18 protein-coding genes are annotated in these 17,666 nt (G+C 69.1%); 13 read left to right on the forward strand and 5 right to left on the reverse strand.

Going from position 1 to position 17,666, the window contains the following annotated elements; all coding sequences use genetic code 11:
* Positions 1 to 136 precede the first annotated feature (136 nt).
* The 4 genes from ACWCQ6_RS18630 (at position 137) to ACWCQ6_RS18645 (ending at position 1,778) form a co-directional block, all read left to right on the forward strand.
* Positions 137 to 472: a hypothetical protein gene (locus ACWCQ6_RS18630; RefSeq protein WP_451090419.1), complete on the forward strand. Its 336-nt coding sequence runs from the start codon at positions 137 to 139 to the stop codon at positions 470 to 472.
* 173 nt (positions 473 to 645) lie between these two features.
* Complete coding sequence (locus ACWCQ6_RS18635) at positions 646 to 1,014, forward strand: WhiB family transcriptional regulator (protein ID WP_451090421.1); 369 nt, start codon at positions 646 to 648, stop codon at positions 1,012 to 1,014.
* Positions 1,015 to 1,046: 32 nt separating this feature from the next.
* Complete coding sequence (locus ACWCQ6_RS18640; protein ID WP_451090483.1) at positions 1,047 to 1,370, forward strand: hypothetical protein; 324 nt, start codon at positions 1,047 to 1,049, stop codon at positions 1,368 to 1,370.
* Positions 1,371 to 1,562: 192 nt separating this feature from the next.
* Positions 1,563 to 1,778 carry a hypothetical protein gene (locus tag ACWCQ6_RS18645; protein WP_451090423.1) on the forward strand — a complete coding sequence of 72 codons (216 nt, stop codon included), beginning with the start codon at positions 1,563 to 1,565 and terminating at the stop codon, positions 1,776 to 1,778.
* A 50-nt stretch (positions 1,779 to 1,828) separates the two neighbouring features.
* Here the strand turns inward: ACWCQ6_RS18645 and ACWCQ6_RS18650 are convergent, their stop codons facing one another.
* The gene (locus ACWCQ6_RS18650; protein ID WP_451090425.1) at positions 1,829 to 3,223 is read right to left on the reverse strand and encodes an ABC1 kinase family protein; all 1,395 of its coding nucleotides are present in this window, start codon (positions 3,221 to 3,223) and stop codon (positions 1,829 to 1,831) included.
* 41 nt (positions 3,224 to 3,264) lie between these two features.
* On the reverse strand, positions 3,265 to 4,410 hold the full coding sequence (locus tag ACWCQ6_RS18655) for a ThiF family adenylyltransferase (protein WP_451090427.1): 1,146 nt from the start codon (positions 4,408 to 4,410) through the stop codon (positions 3,265 to 3,267).
* A 226-nt stretch (positions 4,411 to 4,636) separates the two neighbouring features.
* On the opposite strand from ACWCQ6_RS18655, the gene ACWCQ6_RS18660 reads away from it, so the two are divergent.
* The 4 genes from ACWCQ6_RS18660 to ACWCQ6_RS18675 all read left to right on the forward strand — a co-directional run bounded on the left by ACWCQ6_RS18660 (position 4,637) and on the right by ACWCQ6_RS18675 (position 8,417).
* Positions 4,637 to 5,260 (forward strand): M48 metallopeptidase family protein, encoded by a 624-nt coding sequence (locus ACWCQ6_RS18660; protein WP_451090429.1) that lies wholly within the window; start codon positions 4,637 to 4,639, stop codon positions 5,258 to 5,260.
* Between the two features lie 107 nt (positions 5,261 to 5,367).
* A complete protein-coding gene (locus ACWCQ6_RS18665) occupies positions 5,368 to 6,951 on the forward strand; it encodes a TerD family protein (RefSeq protein ID WP_451090431.1) in 1,584 nt (527 codons plus the stop codon).
* 11 nt (positions 6,952 to 6,962) lie between these two features.
* Positions 6,963 to 7,643: an AIM24 family protein gene (locus ACWCQ6_RS18670; RefSeq protein WP_451090433.1), complete on the forward strand. Its 681-nt coding sequence runs from the start codon at positions 6,963 to 6,965 to the stop codon at positions 7,641 to 7,643.
* An 18-nt stretch (positions 7,644 to 7,661) separates the two neighbouring features.
* Positions 7,662 to 8,417, forward strand: coding sequence for an AIM24 family protein (locus ACWCQ6_RS18675; RefSeq protein ID WP_451090435.1), 756 nt, complete (start codon positions 7,662 to 7,664; stop codon positions 8,415 to 8,417).
* Positions 8,418 to 8,491: 74 nt separating this feature from the next.
* On the opposite strand, the gene ACWCQ6_RS18680 is transcribed toward ACWCQ6_RS18675, so the two are convergent.
* Together ACWCQ6_RS18680 and ACWCQ6_RS18685 are read right to left on the reverse strand one after the other, a co-directional pair.
* Positions 8,492 to 9,040: an NUDIX hydrolase gene (locus ACWCQ6_RS18680; protein WP_451090437.1), complete on the reverse strand. Its 549-nt coding sequence runs from the start codon at positions 9,038 to 9,040 to the stop codon at positions 8,492 to 8,494.
* On the reverse strand, positions 9,037 to 10,497 hold the full coding sequence (locus ACWCQ6_RS18685; RefSeq protein ID WP_451090439.1) for a zinc-dependent metalloprotease: 1,461 nt from the start codon (positions 10,495 to 10,497) through the stop codon (positions 9,037 to 9,039). The genes ACWCQ6_RS18680 and ACWCQ6_RS18685 overlap by 4 nt, the downstream gene beginning before the upstream one ends.
* Before the next feature lie 192 nt (positions 10,498 to 10,689).
* On the opposite strand from ACWCQ6_RS18685, the gene ACWCQ6_RS18690 reads away from it, so the two are divergent.
* The 4 genes from ACWCQ6_RS18690 (at position 10,690) to ACWCQ6_RS18705 (ending at position 13,965) form a co-directional block, all read left to right on the forward strand.
* Positions 10,690 to 11,832 (forward strand): SDR family oxidoreductase, encoded by a 1,143-nt coding sequence (locus ACWCQ6_RS18690; RefSeq protein ID WP_451090441.1) that lies wholly within the window; start codon positions 10,690 to 10,692, stop codon positions 11,830 to 11,832.
* A 139-nt stretch (positions 11,833 to 11,971) separates the two neighbouring features.
* Positions 11,972 to 12,433, forward strand: a complete 462-nt coding sequence (locus ACWCQ6_RS18695) for a molybdenum cofactor biosynthesis protein MoaE (RefSeq protein ID WP_451090443.1) — start codon at positions 11,972 to 11,974, stop codon at positions 12,431 to 12,433.
* Between the two features lie 129 nt (positions 12,434 to 12,562).
* On the forward strand, positions 12,563 to 12,733 hold the full coding sequence (locus ACWCQ6_RS18700) for a hypothetical protein (RefSeq protein ID WP_451090445.1): 171 nt from the start codon (positions 12,563 to 12,565) through the stop codon (positions 12,731 to 12,733).
* Positions 12,734 to 12,876: 143 nt separating this feature from the next.
* A complete protein-coding gene (locus tag ACWCQ6_RS18705) occupies positions 12,877 to 13,965 on the forward strand; it encodes a YlbL family protein (RefSeq protein ID WP_451090447.1) in 1,089 nt (362 codons plus the stop codon).
* Positions 13,966 to 13,994: 29 nt separating this feature from the next.
* Here the strand turns inward: ACWCQ6_RS18705 and ACWCQ6_RS18710 are convergent, their stop codons facing one another.
* Positions 13,995 to 14,555: a PPA1309 family protein gene (locus tag ACWCQ6_RS18710; protein ID WP_451090449.1), complete on the reverse strand. Its 561-nt coding sequence runs from the start codon at positions 14,553 to 14,555 to the stop codon at positions 13,995 to 13,997.
* A gap of 137 nt (positions 14,556 to 14,692) precedes the next feature.
* On the opposite strand from ACWCQ6_RS18710, the gene ACWCQ6_RS18715 reads away from it, so the two are divergent.
* Positions 14,693 to 17,665: a UPF0182 family membrane protein gene (locus ACWCQ6_RS18715; protein ID WP_451090485.1), complete on the forward strand. Its 2,973-nt coding sequence runs from the start codon at positions 14,693 to 14,695 to the stop codon at positions 17,663 to 17,665.
* Position 17,666 lies beyond the last annotated feature (1 nt).

Consider the following 17,666-nt stretch of genomic DNA (forward strand, 5'->3'; position numbering starts at 1 on the left):
CTGCCCCAGTCATCACCATAGGTTCTTAACCACGGGAACAGCGACTTCTCTGAAGCCCTGGCCCTGTGCTGTACTTATCCAAATACGTAGGACCGGCCCGCCGGTCCGCCCGAGACGCCGAGAGGAGGCGATTGAAGTGATCAGCATCATCAAGACCAACAAAATGACCGATCTTTCGGTCGTCTCCGCCTGCTCGCTCGGCCTCTCCTGCTCTTTCGAGTCCTCGCTCCGTGGCACCGGTCTGTCCGGCATTTCCGTCGCCGGTCCGCTGTCTCCGGCGAGCCTTCCCGTGCGGGAGCGCAATGAGCGACCGGCTCAGGCACCGGCAGCAGCAGTAGCGAAGGGACAGGCCCAGGCCTATGCCTTTGCGGCCGTCGGTGCGGGAGCGGAATCCGGCGCCAAGAAGCAGACGACGCAGCACCACACGATGTGGGCCTTCCGTGGGCCTGAACCCTGGAGCGATCCAGCCTGATTCACCATCAGGCCGGCGCCTTCAGGGCCGCGGAACCCCACTCGGGATCCGCGGCCCTTTTGTTTTGTCCAAACGGACGAGACACCAAGAAGGAGCCTCGGGACAAGCAACACCCGGTACCAGCCGCCACCCGGCCAACAGGCCGGAACGACCAGACGAGGACACCACCCACCGTGCAACTCGAAGCGCACGCCCCGTCCGTACCGCCTTCCGAAACGATCCCGCCGCCCGGCCTCACGGAGGACTCCGCCTTGATCCCCCTCACCGCGCTCACCGCGCTCGACGACGCCATCGAGAACCTCGGTGTGCCCGTCCCGTGCCGCTCCTACGACCCGGAGGTCTTCTTCGCGGAGTCGCCCGCCGACGTCGAGTACGCCAAGTCCCTCTGCCGCACCTGCCCGCTCGTCGAGGCCTGCCTCGCAGGTGCCAAGGAGCGTCGCGAGCCGTGGGGTGTCTGGGGCGGTGAGCTCTTCATCCAGGGCGTTGTCGTCGCTCGCAAGCGGCCGCGTGGCCGTCCGCGCAAGAACCCGGTCGCGGCGTGATCGCCGGGCTGGGGGTCACGGCCCCCAAACCCATGAAGCGCATCGGCACCATCGACCGTCCCCACACCCACGATCCCCGAAATCAGGCAGAAATGTCCGTCCCCACCAACGAGCCCGTCGGCTCCGCAACACCGAATGTCACGATCACCGGCGCGAACGACTCGCGTCAGAACAGGACCCGCGAGATGCAACTCATCCCAGAAGCCCTGGCTCGTGCTCATATGCACGATCGCCTGAGGGAGGCCGACACGCAACGGCACGCCATGCGCCTGGTCAATGCGCGCCGGATGCAGCGCCGGGCCGAGCGTGCCTCGATGCGCGCCCGCCGAGCGCTGGCCATGGCGGTCATGCACTAGCCGGGCCGAACACCAGCAACACCTGCCGCCGGGCAACCGCTCTGCCCGGCGGCGATCAGTACCCATAGTCAGTAGCCCTTCCGCGGGGCCGGTCCGAACGGGCCGGCCCCGCGGTCGTGCTGTGTGGTGATGCTGTGCGGCAGTGTTGTGTGGTGCCGCGCGGGGCGGCGGAGACGGAGTTATCGTCACGAGGTGGACGAGGAGACACAGCGCCGGATTCAGCAACCCGCGCAGAGCGACGCCGCGGTCGTCGCCTGTGCCCTGTGCGGCACCTCCGCCGAGGGGGAAACCGCACCGCCGACCTGGATCTGCTCCGTGGAGAACGGCAGGCACCAGTACTTCTGCGAAGAGTGCGCCCGCACCCACATCAGGGCGATCGAGAGCCGCCTCGACTCCGCCTGGTGGTGATCCCGACGGTGACCGACCGGCGGCAACGCGGCCCGCTCGTGAGCCCCGGCCTATGCCCCGGCGGGCGCGTCGCCTGCCAACTCCTTCACTACCGGGCCCGGCTCGCCCTCCGGCAGAAAGCCCGGCAGCCAGGATTCGAGCTCGTCACGCAGCCGCACCGTCGCACCCAGCTGGCACAGCACCCCGATCGTACTCAGCGTCACCCGGTGTATCAGTAGATAGGCGGGCGGCAGATTCAGCTGCTTGCCGAGCTGGTGAGCGGGTGAGCGCGGATCCGCGATCCGCGCCGCCTGATTGCGCATCCAGCTCCGGGTGAAAGTGAACTCCTCCACCTGTGCCGGTTCGATGATCGGCAGGAGATAGTCGAGCACCGCATCCGGGTCGAGGTCGATCGAGTCCTTGACGAACCCCTCCTCGCGCAGCAGCTCGTACACCACTTCCGCCTCGCCCGCCAACGTCAGCCGCAGGGAGTCCCCGATGGTCTGCGGCAGACCGCCCGGCAGCCGGTCCACCGTCCCGAAGTCCAGCACTCCGAGCCGCCACTGCCCTTCGTCGCCGGTCTCCTCGTCGGGCAGCAGCAGCCGGAAGTTTCCCGGATGCGGGTCCGCGTGCAGCAGACCGGTGCGCGCGGGCCCCGAGAAGAGGAAGCGCGCCAGCAGCTGACCGGCCCGGTCCCGCTGCTCCGGCGTGCCCTCCGCGATCACCTCGGCCAGAGGGACACCGTCCATCCACTCCGTCACCAGGACCTGGTCGGACTGATGCACCACACCGGGGATCACCACATCCGGGTCGTCCGCGAACTCCTCGGCGTGCTCCCGCTGCGACCTGGCCTCCTGCTCGTAGTCCAGCTCCTCCGAGACCCGGTCGCGCAGCTCCGTGATGAGAGGTTTGATGTCCAATCCGGGGACCAACGGGCCGAGCAGGCGGGCGAATCTGCTGAGCTGGGTGAGATCCGAGAGCAGCGCCTGACCGGCACCCGGATACTGCACCTTCACCGCGACGTTCCGCCCGTCGTGCCACACCGCCCGGTGCACCTGGCCGATCGAGGCGGCGGCCGACGGCCTGTCCTCGAATTCGAGGAACAACTCCCGCCAGCCCTCGCCGAGCCGCTCCTCCAGCACCGCGTGGACGGTGTCGCTGGGCATGGGCGGCGCGGCTTCCTGCAGTTTGGTGAGCGCCGCCCGGTACGGTCCGGCGACCTCCTCGGGCAGCGCGGACTCGAAGACGGACAGGGCCTGACCGAGCTTCATCGCCCCGCCCTTCAACTCGCCCAGGACCTTGAACAACTGTTCCGCGGTGCGCTGCTGCATCTCCCGGGCGACCAGCTCCGCCGATCTTCCGCCGATCCGCTTGCCCAGACCCCACGTCGCCCGGCCGGCGAAGCCCAGAGGCAGGGCGGCCAACTTGGCGGTACGGGTGACCGCTTTCCGGGGTAGATCAGACATGAGCCCCTCCAAATCCCAGACTGCCGTACCGCGTGCGGCGGTTACCCGGCCATTGTGTCCTGCCTCGTGGCGGCCCCGGAGGGGCGCTCCCTCCCAGTGTGTCCAGCCGCTCCACAGGAACAGTCGAGGTGGGGTCCCATCCGCTCGGGCCGCCAGTCCAACAGCGGCAGCGCGGCCTCCCAACGAGTCCCGGTGCTGGCGGGCAGTTCCCCGTCCAGGAAGGACAGCGCGTGGGCGGCAGCCAGGCCCGCCACCGCCGTTGCCAGGCCCAGGTCACAGGCCTGCACGGCAGTTCGCCGCCCGGACCGCCACTGGGACAGCATCCTCGTCCAGTCCTCGTCCCGGGCGGCGCGCTCCAGGGCCAGGCACCCGGCGCAGGCCGTACCCCCGGGCAGGACCAGTGGCCCGACGATTCCCGTCGCCTCCATCACTCCGGCGTAGAGGTGAGGAGTCCCCGAGGTGATCCACGGTTCGGCCGACTGCGGGTCGGGGGCGTACACCGAGAGGCCGTCTCGGGGGGCCACCACGATCAGCGACAGTCCCGGCTCGCCGCTGCCCGGGGACCCCGCCGTCTCCGCCGCCCGGGGAGCCGCACCCGCGGCCGATCTGCGCACCAACTGCCGGGCGGCGGTGTCCCTGCGCTCCCCGACGGCCGTCGGAGGAAGCCCGCCGGGCGAGACGTCCCACGGCTCGGTGTGCCCGCCGTCCAGAACCTCCACCCGGCCCACCCCGGACCCGGACAGCACCGCCGCGATCGCTGCGCCGACCCGGCCGGCGCCTCGCACCTGGACCCGCATCGCCCGACGGGCCGCCAGTCGCCGTATTCCGCTGCCCGGTTCGGGATGGACGACGGAGAGCGACGCCAGATCGGGGCGGTGCCGGTCCAGGGCGCCGGGCCGGTTCCGTAGCGCATCGGTCTCCGGGCCGGCGGCCCGCACGTCGTCGATCAGCCCGGCATTGGCCAATCGTGCGATCAGGGTGTCCACTTGATGGGCCGACAGGTCCAGTGTGCGGGCCTCCTCGCGCAGCAGCGGCAGGCCGCGCGTGCCGTCGAGCAGTTCCAGAAAACTGCCTGTGGCGATATCCAGCGGGCCGAACTTCACCGCATGGGCGTGAGTCACCCCGAATTGCACGGTGCCTCCGCTGCGCCATGCGCGGCGCAGTGCGGGCTTCAACATCGGATGCACGGCTACCCCCGGTCTGTGTTCCTTGATTGCTGATCGCTGCGTGCGGGCCGCGGCCCTGATCTCCGCGGAATCCGTTGCCAGAATGCAGCCGAGCGCCGAAGCGTGCAGAAAGTTGTCCACAGGCATGGGGTATTAGTCGTTCAAATGGTGCATGCCGTGGAGTGGATCAGGCGTGAACCCTCCCGGAGGCGGGACTTCCTCCACTGATACCGGGTAACGTCGTGACGTGCCCGCCGACCCGTCACCCGGATACGCCGGGGAGACCCCCGTGCGCAGCGCCGGAACCCAGCAGCGCCGCGCGGCTGACCGTCCGCCCCGCGCCTCGGCGACGAGCGCGGTCGAGGTCCGCCGGAGCGACCGCCGCAGCAGAACGGTCTCCGCGTACCGGGAGGGCGACCGCACCATCGTGCTCATCCCGGCCCGGATGTCGGAGGCGGAGGAGCGGCGCTGGGTCGGCGTGATGCTCGACAAGCTCGCGGCACAGGAGAGCAAACGCGTCCTCGGCGACGGCGAACTCACCGCGCGGGCCGAGCGGTTGTCCGCCCAGTATTTCGAGGGCCGTGCCCGGCCGGCGTCGGTGCGGTGGGTGACCAACCAGAACACCCGCTGGGGGTCATGTACTCCGGCGGAGGGCAGCATCCGTCTGTCGCACCGGCTGCAGGGCATGCCCGAGTATGTCGTCGACTACGTACTGGTCCACGAGCTGGCGCATCTGCTCGTGCCCGGCCACGGTCCGCGCTTCTGGCGGCTGCTGGAGGCGTATCCCCGTACCGAGCGGGCTCGCGGTTACCTGGAGGGAGTGGTGGCGGCCGAGCGGCTGCCCCAGCAGCCCGCCGCCCCCGGTGAGTGACGTCCGCAGATTCTGTACCGGGTGTGTACCGACTTAGCTCGATGTCGGCGTTTGCGGTTAGCCTGGCGCGACGCATTCACATTCGGGATGGGGGACGGTCGTTACGCATGGCCAGGGAATTCCAACGCGGTCACAAGTCCAAGATCAGTGATCTCACGGCGGGGACGGATCTGTACGTAGGTGTGCAGATCGCCGGTCCGGGGCTGACCTTCGACATCAGTTGCTTCGGCCTCGATGCCGATGAGCAGCTCTCCGACGACCGGTATTTCATCTTCTTCAATCAGCCTAAATCGCCCGAGGAGTCCATTCAGCTTCTCGGCGCCCAGGCCGGCGACACCGAGTCGTTCCGCGTCACCCTGGACCGCATTCCGGCGAACATCCACAAGCTGTCGTTCACCGCGACGGTCGATGGCGCCGGGCAGATGTCCCAGATCGGTCCCGGATACATCCGGATCGTCGCAGGTGGCGAAGAAGTCGTCAGGTACGCCTTCAGCGGTTCGGAGTTCACCACCGAACGTGCGGTGATGCTGGGCGACTTCTATCTGAAGGACGTCTGGCGATTCGCCGCGGTCGGCCAGGGATTCGACGGCGGCCTCGAAGCGCTGCTGAAGAACTTCGGCGGTGAGGTCGCCGAGGAGGAGCCCGCCGCGCCTCAGCCGCAGGCGGCGGCTCCGTCGTTCGCCCCGCCCGCCCAGGCGTCCGCGCCGGCGCCCGCCCCGTCCTTCGGGGCCCCGGCCGCACCACAAACACCTCAGGCCCCGCAGCCCGCCCCGTCCTTCGGTGCTCCGGCTGCCCCCGCCCCCGCTCCGCAGCAGCAGATGCATGCCGCGCCGACGATGGCCGCACCGCTGGCACCGCACGGCGGCACAGTGCCGCCGCCCGCCCCCGCCCCGGCTCCGTACGGCCAGCCGGGCCAGCCGCAGTTCGGCCAGGTCCCCGGCCAGGCCCCGGCGCCCTACGGTCAGCAGCCCCCGGGCATGCAGCCGCCCGGTCCGCCCCAGGGCGTACCGCAAGGTGTGCCGCAGGCCGGTGCCGGTCTGCAGGCGGCGCTCCAGCCGTACAAGGAGACGGCTACCGGTCAGCGCTGGACCCCGCAGAACCAGCAGCTCATGCGGGTCGACCTCACCATGGGCGGCACGCCCGTGTTCGCCCGCCAGGGCAGCATGGTGATGTACCAGGGCAAGGTCGACTTCAGCTACAAGGGGGCCGGCTTCGCCGGCCGTATCGTCGGCAACGCCACCGGCCAGGAAATGCAGCTGATGCGCTGCACCGGCCGCGGACAGGTCTTCCTTGCCGAGGGCGGCTCCCATCTGCACGCCATCGAGCTGCAGGGCGACAGCATCTGTGTCTCCGCGGAGAACGTCCTCGCCTTCGACGAGTCGTTGCAGCACGAGGTGCGCAGGATCGAGGGCCACGGCATCCCCGGCGGCGCCCTGTTCACCATGCAGTTCCAGGGCACCGGCACCGTCGTCGTCAAGACCCACGGCGTCCCCGTCGTCCTGCCCGTCACGCCGACCACCTTCGCCGACTGCAACGCCGTCGTGGCCTGGTCGGCCGCGTCCCAGGTGATCATCTCCAGCCAGGTCCGGCTGCGCCGCAACGCGTACCCGGGACACAGCGGGGAGACCGTGAACCTCCAGTTCCGGGGAGCCCCCGGCAACTTCATCGTCGTCCAGCCCTACGAGGTCTGAGGGAGCCCGTCATGAATCAGCAGCTCGCGGGCTACGCCCCGACCCCCGTCACGGCCCGTATGGAGAACCACGGCCGCACGATGCTCAAGGTCGCCATGGCCACCGGCCAGGACCTCTACGCACGTACCGGCTCGATGGTCGCGTACGAGGGCTTCATCCAGTACGAACCCAACCCGCCCGCCGTCCGGCAGATCGCCTCCCAGTGGATCACCGGCGAGGGCGCACCGGTCATGAAATGCTCCGGCGACGGACTGCTCTACCTCGCCGACTACGGCGCCGATGTGATCGTCATCAACCTCAACAACGACTCTCTCTCGGTCAACGGCACCAACGTCCTCGCCTTCGACGGTCATCTCACCTGGGGCGTGGAGCGGGTCAAGGGCCTCGCCAAGTTCGCGGGCCAGGGTCTGTGGAACGTCTGCATCTCGGGCACCGGCTGGGTCGCCATCACCTCGCGCGGCACACCGATCGTCGTCGACTGCGGACGCGGCGAGGACGAGACCTATGTCGATCCGGACGCCCTCGTGGCCTGGTCCCCGAACCTCAAGGTGAAGGGCAAGCGCAGCTTCAAGGCCTCCTCGCTCATCGGGCGGGGCAGCGGCGAGGCGTACCAGATGGCTTTCTCCGGCCAGGGCATCGTCGTCGTGCAGCCGAGCGAGGACAGTACCGACCGCCTGCGGGCCCGGAACTGACGGGGAGAAGAACACACCATGCAGAGTCCGCTTTTCAGCTACACGGAACAGCAGTCCCAGGACCGGTACACCGTCCAGAACCCGCAGCTCCTGCGGGTCTCGCTGACCGGCCACGACGACGTGCTCGCCCGCAAGGGCGCCATGGTCGCGTACCAGGGTCTGATGGAGTTCGACGGCGAGTACCAGTCGCACGGGCAGCGCCGCGCCCGCGCGAACACCGGTGAGGGCCTGGACCTGATGCGCTGCTCCGGGCAGGGCACCGTCTACCTCGCCAACCTCGCGCAGTACATCCATGTCGTGGATGTCGACCGGGACGGCATCACGGTCGACAGCGCCTATGTCCTGGCGCTGGACTCCTCGCTGCACACCGAGGTCATCGCGGTGGACAGCCAGTACGGCATCTCGGGCACCGGGAAGTACCAGCTCAACATCTCCGGCACCGGCAAGGTCGTCCTGATGACCTCGGGCCAGCCGCTGATGATGCAGGTCACGCCGGACAAGTACGTCAACGCCGACGCCGACGCGATCGTCGCCTGGTCAAGCTCGCTGCGGGTGCAGATGCAGGCCCAGACGCACTCCTCGGGTGTCTGGCGGCGGCGCGGGAACACCGGTGAGGGCTGGGAGCTCAACTTCCTCGGCCAGGGCTTCGCCCTGGTCCAGCCGAGCGAGGTGCTGCCCCCGCAGAACCACGAGATCGGCCAGGGCGTCCGGGCCCAGTACGGAATGGGCCAGCAGGGCGCGCACGGTCAGAACCAGAACAACTCCTGGAACTGAGCCACCGCGCACCGGCGCGGGTGAGGGGCGGTCTCCGCGGAGACCGCCCCTCACCCGTGTTCCGCGTGCCGCTCCTACCGGCGCTGCTCCAGCGTGGCGCGGGCGCGCTCCATCAGCCGTACGACCGATGCGTCGGCCACCGAGGCGACCTCGTCGTACCCGAACCAGCGCAGGTCCAGCGACTCGTCGCTGATCTGCTCCGTCGCACCCGAGGGTGCCAGTGCCACGTACTGCACATCCAGATGCCAGTGACAGGGCGCGGGGATCGCGTGGCGGTCCAGCGTCACCGGGCCGCCCGCGAGCAGGGTCAGGCCGGTGACGCCGGACTCCTCGGTCGCTTCCCGCAGCGCCGCGGCGGCGAGTGAGACGTCCTGCGGCTCGCAATGCCCGCCCATCTGCAGCCACATCCGGAGCTTGCGGTGGAGGGTGAGCAGGACCCTGCCGCGCTCGGGGTCGACGACCAGCGCGCTGGCCGTCAGGTGGCCGGCTTCGCAGGCCTTCCACATGCCGTCGGGATGCCGGGCCAGATGGTCGAGATAGACCTGGCGCAGCCCGTCCTGGCCCGGGTCCGCCGGATTCCCGTACCCCTTCAGTACGAGAACGGCGTCGTCGTACAGGCTCACCGGTCGGTGTCGCCCTTGCCGTCGTCCTCGCGGCCGTCGGCCCGACCCGTGCCGGGCGAGTCCTTGCCGTCCGCCTCCGGGGCAGGCTGCTGCGGGCCCTTAGCGGCCTCGCCGAGCATCTTGTCCAGCTCGGAGAAGTCCAGCTGCTCGCGGTGCACGAAGCCGTCCGGATCGTCCAGGTCCTGGGCCGTCGGCAGCATGTCGGGGTGCTCCCACAGGGCGTCGCGCCCGTCGAGTCCGCGGGCGTCGGTGAGGGACGCCCACAGGCGCGAGGCGTCACGCAGCCGCCGCGGACGCAGCTGAAGCCCGATGAGCGTGGCGAAGGTCTGCTCGGCCGGACCGCCGGAGGCGCGGCGCCTGCGCATCGTCTCGCGCAGCGCGTCCGCCGAGGTCAGACGGGACTTCGCGGCCTCGTGAACCACGGCGTCCACCCAGCCCTCGACCAGCGCGAGTGCCGTCTCCAGCCGGGCCAGGGCGGCCTTCTGCTCGGGAGTGTCCTCCGGCTGGAACATGCCCTGCTGAAGGGCGTCCTGAAGCTGCTCGGGCTGCGACGGGTCGAACTGACCGACCACGTCCTCCAGCTTGCTGGTGTCGACCTTGATGCCGCGCGCGTACCCCTCGACGGCGCCGAACAGATGCGAGCGCAGCCACGGGACATGGGCGAAGAGGCGCTGGTGCGCGGCCTCGCGCAGGGCGAGATACAGCCGCACCTCGTCCTGCGGCACGCTGAGGTCCTTGCCGAACCGCTCCACGTTCAGCGGCAGCAGCGCGGCCTTGCCCGCCGGGCCCAGGGGCAGGCCGATGTCGGTCGATCCGACCACCTCGCCCGCCAGCACGCCGACGGCCTGCCCGATCTGCTGGCCGAACATCGCGCCGCCCATCGACCGCATCATGCCGATCAGCGGGCCGGCCATCGCCTGCATCTCCTCGGGCAGCACGTCGCCCATGGCGAGACCGACGCGCTCAGCCACCGGGTCGACCAGCTTCTGCCAGGCCGGAAGGGACGCCTCGACCCACTCCGCCCGGCTCCACGCCACGGTGGAGACCGAGCCGGAGGGCAACGACGTCACGCCGTCCAGCCAGAGGTCGGCGAGACGCAGCGCCTCGTCGACCGCGGACCGCTCGGTCGGGCCGACGCTGGCGTCCTTCGTACCGTCCGGCGTGCCCTGCGAGACCGTCTGGCGGGCGATCTGCTTGGCCATGTCCCAGTTCACGGGACCGCCCTCGTAGCTCAGCATCTGGCCGAGCTGCTGGAAGGCGGCGCCCAGGTCGTTGGGGTTCATCGAGCCGAACATCGCCGCGAACGGGTTTTCCCCGCCCGCGCCGGGCCCGAAGCCGAACGGGTTCGCCGGCCCGCCCGAGCCCTGCCCACCTCCGGTGGGGTCCTTCTTCTTGCCCTCGTCGCCGTTGTCCGGCTCCTCCGGCGGAAGGCCGAATCCGAATGGGGTGTCACTCACGGGGTTTCCTCGGCTCGTAGGGCCGCCGGCTCGAACCGACGGCGACTGCCCGACATCACCATCCAGCGTAGACACCAAACCCCGCGCAGGGCCTCAGTGCTCCGCCGGCTCCCGGCCTGCGGCAGGATGGACGCCACCTGGTACGCACGCGTCATTCGGGTACGTACTGAAGACAACCGCTGGAGACGCCCGGTGAGTTCCCCAGATCCTCAGGTTCGCGCAGCGCGAAACCTGTCCGCCCCCTCGACCGAGAACAAACCAGAAAAGAACCGATCCCGGAGCCGTGGACCCGTCGTCGCGGTCACCGGAGCCGCCGGCGGCGTGGGCGAGCTGCTCACCGCACGCCTCGCGGCATCCGAGGAGATCAAGCAGGTCGTCGCCATCGACGAACGCCGCGGAGAGGTCTCCGAGGCGACCTGGCACATCCTTGACGTCCGCGACCCCGCCATCGCGGAGAAGCTGCGCGGCGCAGATGTCGTGGTGCATCTCGCACTCGATCTCGATCTGGAGACCGATCCCGCCGCCCGCACCGCGTACAACGTTCGCGGCACCCAGACCGTGCTGACGGCCGCCGCGGCCGTCGGTGTGCACCGGGTCGTGCTGTGTACCTCGGCGATGGTCTACGGGGCGCTGCCCGACAACGACATCCCGCTCTCCGAGGACGCCGAGCTGCGCGCCACGGCCGAGGCCACCGGCGTCGGCGACCTCCTGGAGATCGAACGGCTGGGCCGCCGGGCGCCCCGCGCCCATCCCGGACTCAATGTGACCGTGGTCCGGCCCACCGTCCTGGTCGGCGGTACGGACACCGCGCTGACCCGCTACTTCGAGTCGCCGCGCCTCCTGGTCGTCGCCGGATCGCGTCCGACCTGGCAGTTCTGCCATGTCGACGACCTGGTCACGGCCCTGGAGTACGCCGCGCTCGAAAGGATCGACGGCGAGTTCGCGGTCGGCTGCGACGGCTGGCTGGAGCAGGAGGAGGTCGAGGAGCTCAGCGGCGTCCGCCGGATGGAGCTGCCCTCCGCCGTGGCCCTGGGCGCCGCCGCCCGGCTGCACCGGATCGGCCTCACCCCGTCCCCGGCGGGCGATCTGGCGTACACGATGCACCCCTGGGTGGTCAGCGTGAGCCGGCTGCACGACGTGGGATGGCGCCCGAGGTGGACCAATGAGGAAGTGCTCGCCGCCCTCCTCGAAGAGGTCGAGGGCCGGCACACCGTCGCCGGACGCCGTCTCGGCCGCAAGGACGCCACCGCGGCGGGTGCCGCCGGTGCGACCGTGGCACTGCTCGGCACCGCCGCCCTGGTCCGCCGTGCCCGCAAGGCCCGCCGCCGCATCTGAGAGCCGCCCCGGACCTCCTCCTCCCAGGGACTTCTGTAGAAGCTCCCACGGACTTCTGCAGAAGGCTCCAAGGTCAGGGGCGGCCCGCCGGTGGAAAGAGCTATTCCGCGTTGTCGGTGCCGTACGGCACCATGGGCCCATGGCACCCACCAACGACCACCCCGGCGAGCAGGCGGCGGGCGACCCAGTCCGGCTGCTGGAGATCCGCGACACCCCGCTGTCGGTCGACGAGATCTTCCGGGCCGTCGGGGACGACGCTGCGGGCGGCACGGCGCTCTTCGTCGGCACGGTGCGCAACCACGACGGCGGTCAGGATGTCGACGCTCTCGGGTACTCCTGCCACCCCTCGGCGCAGGAGGAGATGCGCCGGGTGGCCGAGAAGGTCGTCGCCGACTTCCCGGTCCGGGCGCTGGCCGCGGTCCATCGGGTGGGTGACCTCCAAGTGGGTGACATCGCCGTGGTCGTCGCCGTCTCCTGCCCGCACCGCGCGGAGGCGTTCGCGGCCTGCCGCAAGCTCATCGACGACCTCAAGCACGAGGTACCGATCTGGAAGCATCAGAGCTTCTCGGACGGGACCGGGGAATGGGTCGGCGCCGGCTGAGCGCAAGCCGGCCATGAGGCCGTCCGGGCCCGATTTGCGTAACCCCACCCCTGCCGTGAGCGTGGGTTTTTCAGACGGTTAATCTGCTGATCGGACAGTTGCGGTCGCTCATGGGGTAGGGAGGTCGTAATGGCAGCACTTGCCTGGTTGCTGATTCCGCTTTTCGCTGCGCTCGGCGCTGCGATATGGGGAAGCTGGGCCACTCGTAATCGAACAACCGGCGATGTCACCGAGCTCGCCGGTTATGCCAGGTTCCGTGAGGCGATGGAGAAGTCGCACTCCGGTTCCGATGTCGCCTGACGTTTCATCGCGCGTACGCAGTCGCCAATCCGCATCGCGGCTCCGACTGCCGACATCCTCCGGCGCGGCCCGCGCCCGGTTCCCCGCCCCGTACGGACCGGCCCCGGCGGTGCACTGACAGGCCCTTCCCGTACTGTCGTTCCATGCCACGCCGCACCGCGACGATGCTCGCCTCCACCCTGATCCTCATCGCGCTGCTCTGCGCAGGCGTGCTGATCCCCGTGCCCTATTCGGAGATGTCCCCCGGTCCGACCGTGAACACCCTGGGCAAGGTCGACGGCGAACCCGTCCTGCAGATTTCCGGGCACAAGACGTATCCGACGTCCGGCAATCTCAATATGACGACGGTCAGGGTCACCGGTGCCGACTACAGCATGAATCTCGTCGAGTCCGTCTACGGCTGGCTGGCCCACGACAGCGTGGTCGTACCGCACGACACGCTTTACCCCGACGGCAAGACCGAGCAGGAGTCGACGCAGGAGAACGCCGAGGAGTTCAGCCAGTCCCAGGAGAGCGCCAAGGTCGCCGCGCTGACCGAACTGGGCATCCCGGTCACCTCGCGCGTCGTGGTCTCGACGGTCGTCAAGGGCAGTCCCGCCCAGGGCAAGCTGCACGCGGGCGACGTGATCAAGCAGGTCGACGGCAACCCCGTCAAGCAGCCCGAGGACGTCGCGAAACTAGTCACCCGCCACGATCCCGGCGAGAAGGTCACGTTCACGATCATCCCGGCCCGCACGGCCCAGGCGGCCGAGAAGGCCGGCAAGGAGCCCGAGGGCAGCCGGAAGGTCGTCATCACCACGGTGAAGGCACCCAAGGAGAATCGCGCGATCGTCGGCATCCAGGCCGGAACGGACCACACGTTCCCGTTCCGGATCGACATCAAGCTCGCCGATGTCGGTGGCCCGAGCGCCGGTCTGATGTTCTCGCTGGGCGTCATCGACAAGCTGACACCCGGCAAGCTCACGGGCGGCAAGTTCATCGCGGGCACGGGCACGATCGACGACAAGGGCAAGGTCGGCCCGATCGGCGGCATCAACATGAAGCTGGTCGGTGCGCGCGACGCCGGCGCCAGGTACTTCCTGACACCGGAAGAGAACTGCAAGGCCGCCGCCTCCGACACCCCGAGCGGACTCACGCTGGTGAAGGTGAAGACGATCGACGACGCGAAGAAGTCGCTGGAGAAGATCCAGGTGGGGGACACGGCCGGGCTGCCGAGCTGCTCGGCAGGCTGACCGCGCCCCCGCGGGGGGACGCGACGGGGTCAGGACTCGAAGGTCGCGGCCAGTGCGTCGGCCAGCCCGGGCACCAGGCCGGCGCCGGTGCGCACCTCGCTCGGGGTGTCCTTCGCCCGAAGCCGTACGGCCGACTCACGCGTACCGTCCCGCAGGACCGCCACGGTCATCCGCACCTCCTGGCGCTCCGGGTGCTTGGCGACCCACTTGGTCAGCTGCGCGTCGCTGAGCCCCTCGGGCACCGAGGCCTCGGCGGACGGCGGCAGCATCAGGCGCTCCACCGTCAGCGCGCACCCGATCACCGCGTCGGGCCAGGCGATCGTGGCGAGGAACTCGTCCAGGGCGGTCCCCGGCGGCAGCTCGTCCTGCTCGATGGGGGTCAGTGAGGCGGACGGGGAATCGGTGCTGTCCAGACCGAGCTGGGCGGCGAGGCCGGGCTCCTGGACCCGCAGCTTGGCGGTGTCGACCAGTGCGAAGAGCCGGGCCGGCTGGTCCCAGCCGAGGCCGGAGATGTACTCGTCGATTTCGAGCACGGCCACGGTGAGCGGGCTCGCGGCCATCGGAGGGCCTGAGGGGGAAACGTTGGACATGGCCAATATCCTGCCTCCTTCCGACCCGGGAACGGGAACTAGGTAAAGCCTCAGTAAGTTGCATAGGTGGGCTCTACGATCGCTGGGCCCGCTTCACACGACCCGCGAACTTCGAGGTGCGCACGTTGGCTTTCCAGATGCCGGACCGCGGCGGAGGCCCGACCGGGCCACGGATCAGAGTCGGCCGCCCGTCCCGGCGTGCCCGTACCCTGCTCATGACACTTGGCGTCCTGGCGGTTCTCGCCATGGCGTTCGTCATGTTCGCCGGGTTCTGGACGGACTGGCTCTGGTACCGGTCGGTCGATTATTCGTCCGTCTTCACCACCACCATGTGGACCAAGATCGGCCTGTTCCTGGTCTTCGGACTGCTGATGGCATTCGCCGTCGGACTGAACATCTGGCTCGCGTACCGGCTCCGGCCGCCGCTGAGCGCGATGTCGCTGGAACAGCAGAGCCTGGACCGCTACCGGATGAGCCTCGCCCCGTACAAGAAGTGGGTGCTGCTCGCGATCGCCGTGCTCGTCGGGCTGATCGCCGGAGCATCCGCCTCCGGCCAGTGGCGTACCTGGCTGACGTATGTGAACGGCGTGGCGTTCGGGCAGAAGGACCCCCAGTTCCATCTGGACGTGTCCTTCTACGCCTTCGACCTGCCCTGGTACCGCTTCCTGCTGGGCTTCGGCTTCGCGGCCACGGTGCTCTCGCTGATCGCCGCCGCGATGACCCACTATCTGTACGGCGGGCTGCGCATCACCAGCCCCGGCGCGCGGGCGACCGGCGCGGCCACCGGCCACCTGTCGGTGCTGCTCGGCGTCTTCGTCTCGCTGAAGGCCGTGGCGTACTGGCTCGACCGGTACGGCCTGGCGGTGAAGTCCAGTGACTTCAAGGCCACGGACAACTGGACGGGCCTGCGGTACGTCGACGCCAACGCCTACCTTCCGGCGAAGACCATCCTGTTCTGTATCGCCGCGATCTGTGCCGTGCTCTTCTTCGCCACGCTCTGGCGCCGCACCTGGCAGCTCCCGATGATCGGCTTGGGTCTGATGGTGCTCTCGGCGATCCTGATCGGCGGGCTGTACCCGGCGATCGTGCAGAAGTTCCAGGTCCAGCCGAACGAGCAGGCCAAGGAAGCGCCGTTCATCCAGAAGAACATCGACGCGACGCGTGACGCGTACGACATCGACGACGCGCAGGTGGACGACTACTCGGGCAAGAGCACGACGGACGACGAAGCCAAGCTGCGCGCGAGCGCGGACACCGCCGCCAGTTACCGGGTGATGGACCCCAACGTCGTCTCCCCGGCCTTCCAGCAGCTCCAGCAGAAGAGGAACTACTACCAGTTCCCCAAGACGCTGGACGTGGACCGCTACAAGGACGCCTCCGGCAAGGACCAGGACACGATCATCGGTCTGCGCGAGCTCAACCTCGACGGCATCCCCAAGCGCAACTGGATCAACGACCACTTCACCTACACCCACGGCTACGGTGCCATCGCGGCCAAGGGCACGACGACCGGCAAGAACCCGAAGGGCTCCCCGGACTTCACCGAGTCCGGTCTGCCGACGAGCGGCGAGTTCCCCACGTACGAGCAGCGGATCTACTACGGCGAGAAGACCGAGCAGTACTCCATCGTCGGCGGGCCCCAGAAGGAGCTCGACTACGAGCAGGACGGCGAGAAGACCACCAGCTACAAGGGCAACAGCGGGGTCAGCCTCTCCAACGCCTTCAACCGTGCCGCGTACGCGGTGGCGTTCAGCGAGCCGCAGATCCTCTACTCGGGAGCCATCGGCGAGGGCTCGCGAATTCTCTACAACCGCACGCCCAAGGAGCGCGTCGAGGCGGTCGCTCCGTGGCTGACCATCGACGGCGACGCCTATCCGGCGGTGGTGAACGGCCGCATCCAGTGGGTCGTCGACGCGTACACCACCACCAACAGCTACCCCTACGCCTCGCGTACGACGCTCGGTGACACCACGGCAGACTCGCTGACCACCAACCAGCGCGCGGTCGTCACCCAGCAGAACCAGGTCAACTACATCCGCAACTCGGTGAAGGCCACCGTCGACGCGTACGACGGGACGGTCAAGCTGTACGAGTGGGACACCGAGGACCCGGTCCTCAAGACCTGGAGCAAGGCGTTCCCGGGGACGGTGACGCCCAGGTCGGACATCCCGCCGGAGCTCATGGACCACCTGCGGTACCCGCAGGACCTGTTCAAGGTGCAGCGTGAGCTGCTCACCCGGTACCACGTCACGAACCCCGCCCAGTTCTACAGCGGCAGTGACGCGTGGCAGGTCCCGGACGACCCGACCAAGAAGGAGTCCGGTGCCGTCCCGCCGTACTACCTGAGCATCAAGATGCCGGACCAGACGGCCCAGAAGTTCTCGCTGACGACGACGTTCACCCCGAAGGGGCGGCCCGACCTCGGGGCGTTCATGGCGGTGGACGCGGACGCGGCCAGCAAGGATTACGGCACGATCAGACTGCTCAGAGTGACGACGACGGTGAAGGGGCCCGGCCAGGTACAGAGTGAGCTCAACGGCAACGACGACGTCGCCGAGTTCGTGAGAAACCTCAAGGGAACAGACTCCGACATCGAGTACGGCAATCTGCTGACCGTGCCGCTCGAAGGAGGCTTCCTCTACATCGAGCCGGTGTACACGCGCGGTGGCACGCAGAACTATCCGCTGCTGCGCAAGGTCGCCGCCTCGTACGGGTCGAAGACCGTCTTCGAGAACAGCCTCGGGGAGGCGCTCAACGCGGTCTTCGGGGTGACGGACTCCGGCACCACCCAGCCGCCGACGGACACCACCCGGCCCCCGGGCGACACCACGCAGCCACCGGCCACCGGTGACGCGGCGCTGAAGAAGGCGATCGCGGACGCGCAGAAGGCCTACTCGGAGGGCCAGGCGGCTCTCAAGGAGCAGGACTGGGCCGCCTACGGCAAGGCCCAGGAAGATCTGCAGGACGCGTTGGAGCGTGCGGCAGCCGCCCAGCCCAAGTCGGGCAGTGCGAACGGCGCGGGCGGTGCGAAGGACGGTGCTAAGGCCACGGACGGCGCGACCGCCTCGGACGAGAAGGGCAGACCGGCGGGCACTGACACCAGTGGCTGAG

Source organism: Streptomyces sp. NPDC001880 (assembly GCF_053594575.1).

Excerpts from the sequence above, each read along its gene's own strand:
- ACWCQ6_RS18640 (WP_451090483.1), top strand. The coding sequence starts at position 1,047 with ATGAAGCGCATCGGCACCATCGACCGTCCCCACACCCACGATCCCCGA.
- ACWCQ6_RS18705 (WP_451090447.1), top strand. The coding sequence starts at position 12,877 with ATGCCACGCCGCACCGCGACGATGCTCGCCTCCACCCTGATCCTCATC.
- ACWCQ6_RS18715 (WP_451090485.1), top strand. The coding sequence starts at position 14,693 with ATGCCGGACCGCGGCGGAGGCCCGACCGGGCCACGGATCAGAGTCGGC.
- ACWCQ6_RS18695 (WP_451090443.1), top strand. The coding sequence starts at position 11,972 with ATGGCACCCACCAACGACCACCCCGGCGAGCAGGCGGCGGGCGACCCA.
- ACWCQ6_RS18665 (WP_451090431.1), top strand. The coding sequence starts at position 5,368 with ATGGCCAGGGAATTCCAACGCGGTCACAAGTCCAAGATCAGTGATCTC.
- ACWCQ6_RS18670 (WP_451090433.1), top strand. The coding sequence starts at position 6,963 with ATGAATCAGCAGCTCGCGGGCTACGCCCCGACCCCCGTCACGGCCCGT.
- ACWCQ6_RS18675 (WP_451090435.1), top strand. The coding sequence starts at position 7,662 with ATGCAGAGTCCGCTTTTCAGCTACACGGAACAGCAGTCCCAGGACCGG.
- ACWCQ6_RS18710 (WP_451090449.1), bottom strand. The coding sequence starts at position 14,555 with ATGTCCAACGTTTCCCCCTCAGGCCCTCCGATGGCCGCGAGCCCGCTC.
- ACWCQ6_RS18650 (WP_451090425.1), bottom strand. The coding sequence starts at position 3,223 with ATGTCTGATCTACCCCGGAAAGCGGTCACCCGTACCGCCAAGTTGGCC.
- ACWCQ6_RS18700 (WP_451090445.1), top strand. The coding sequence starts at position 12,563 with ATGGCAGCACTTGCCTGGTTGCTGATTCCGCTTTTCGCTGCGCTCGGC.